General features: G+C 38.7%; 1 protein-coding gene and 1 pseudogene. One reads left to right on the top strand and one right to left on the bottom strand.

Annotated features, from left to right (window positions below; translation table 11 throughout):
* Positions 1-108 precede the first annotated feature (108 nt).
* Positions 109-219: pseudogene (locus tag QUA10_RS28890) on the bottom strand (IS1 family transposase); the annotation flags it as partial.
* Positions 220-792: 573 nt separating this feature from the next.
* On the opposite strand from QUA10_RS28890, the gene QUA10_RS28885 reads away from it, so the two are divergent.
* Complete coding sequence (locus QUA10_RS28885; protein ID WP_333086480.1) at positions 793-1,806, top strand: IS701 family transposase; 1,014 nt, start codon at positions 793-795, stop codon at positions 1,804-1,806.
* The last annotated feature ends 366 nt before the right edge of the window (positions 1,807-2,172 follow it).

The raw sequence follows: 2,172 nt of genomic DNA, 5'->3' as shown, positions 1-2,172 counted from the left end.
CGAGGGCTTGACCTCTGTTTCCACATGGTGATGATGATGACTTAATTCTCTGCAGTCTTCAGGGTTTTTCTCCCTTAAATTTTTGGCGTTGCTGAATATCGGTATGAATTATTGAGCAACCGGAACATCCCAGAATTTCAAATAATATACTAACAATCTAATTGAGTGTCTCAGTAGTTCTTCTGATTTGGAATAGCATAGTTTCTTGGGATGCAGTCGAACTCGCGGAGCATTACTCACAAGTTAAGTTAAAAACACTATTGTCAATGAGTAATTTTACTCGCTTTTTAACTGTTTACTCAATTAAAACCAACATTCCACACCCTCAACTGGTACATAGGCGGATTGAGGTGGTAAAAGTGAATCATCCGAGACAAAGCGTGAGTAAAAACACCCAAAAGTCTGTGCAACAATCGTATCACCCAGTTAGGAATCCCTAAAAATTGACGTGAGGGCATGAATTAAATCTTCTTAACCCTTAAAATGTTAAAAATCAGACCCTTAATAACTATCCATTCCCAGCATATATCGGGAGTATTATGATAATAATACATCACTACTGCATCTACAATTATTTAAGTGTAACAGGACTTACGCACGAACGCTATATATAGCGTACCCTCTTCCCAAACTAGAGCGATTCCTGACGCTACTCCTCGCTAGAAAATCGCCTGAACTATTGCTAGATTTTATATTTTTTCTTTTTTTTATAAGATTTTTTTTCTGGATGGAGGGGACTTCAGAGAAAAGCTTGGCTGTAAAATAGTAAATGAGCCGAAAACTCGATGGCGTATGAAATTTACGACCCTTGACTATTGTCAATATTTATTAAGCAGTCAAATTAATTATACGGTGACCAATCTGGCTGACCATCTCCAGCGCTGCAGCCACGATACTATTAATTTATTATTAAAAACTGAAAAAATCACTTCCCGGATGCTTTGGAAGCAAGTTAAGCTGATTATCCAAACTGATGAAGGAGGTTATCTTTTATTTGACGACACAGTTATTGATAAAAGATTTGCCACTAAAATCGAGCTGAGTAGCCGACAATATAGTGGAAACGAAAAACTGGTAATTCGGGGGATTGGTCTAGTTACTTGCATCTATGTCAATCCAAAAAAAGGGCTTTTTTGGATAGTGGATTACCGCATTTATGACCCTGATGGAGACGGAAAGACTAAACTAGACCATGTAGAAGATATGCTCAAAGGTATAGTCTATCACAAGAAATTGCCTTTTGGGAGCGTCTTGATGGATAGTTGGTATGCGACCAAAGATTTAATGCTGTTAATTGATAGCTTGGGTAAGTTTTACTACTGTCCCTTTAAAAAAAATCGATTAGTTGATGATACAGGAGGGGTAGAAAAGTACAAACGAATTGAAAAATTGAGCTGGAGTGATGAGGAAAATGAGTCAGGAAAAATCGTAAAAGTCAAAGGGTTTCCTAATCTAAAAAAAGTGAAATTATTCCGGGTAGTTGCCTCGAACGGCGACACGGAATATGTCGCTACCAACGATATTTCTCAGTCTTCTACGGATGACGTTAAAGATGTGTGCGCCAATCGATGGAAAATTGAGGAGTTTCACAGAGAACTGAAACAACTGACTGGAGTTTCCAAGTGCCAGTGCAGAAAAGCCCGGATTCAAAGAAATCATATTGGATGCGCTATTCTAGTCTGGCTTAGGCTCAAAGACCTCGCCAATCAGATGAATTTGACTATCTATCAACTTAAACAAGGACTGTTATCAGACTATTTAAGTCGGGAACTACAAACCCCCACTCTTAAGATGACCTTGGTCTAGTTTTGGCTTTTATATTTCAATTTCCTGGGGTTGATGAGCCTGGGTTTTAAAGTTGTATCCAGTCCGAAAGGCTTAGCCTTCTCTATTAAGCCAAACGCTATATATAGCGTTCATGCGTAAGTCCTGCTTGAGATCTTTTGCATAGTCCTAAACTCTTGTGATATCCTGGGGGGGTGACGACCCGCCCCAAACTCATAGTTAGTAAGGATTGAGCCAACTTGTGGTAAAAAAAGATAGGCAGCAGAGTTGTTACACGCTTGCCTATCCAAAAAAATAATGATACTAAGATTCTACCAGAGTCATTTACAAAAATACCTGACGCCATCTCAGTTTTTGGTGATGACAATTTTGCTATCCTTGATGCAA

The sequence above is a fragment of the Microcoleus sp. Pol8_D6 genome, assembly GCF_036700965.1.
In the GTDB taxonomy this organism is placed as follows: Bacteria; Cyanobacteriota; Cyanobacteriia; order Cyanobacteriales; family Microcoleaceae; genus Microcoleus.
The sequence above is the reverse complement of the archived record's forward strand: the minus strand, read 5'-3'. Positions and strand labels throughout refer to the sequence as shown.

Bases quoted from the DNA above. Each gene is read 5' to 3' on its own strand.
- QUA10_RS28885 (WP_333086480.1), top strand. From the start codon at position 793: ATGAAATTTACGACCCTTGACTATTGTCAATATTTATTAAGCAGTCAA.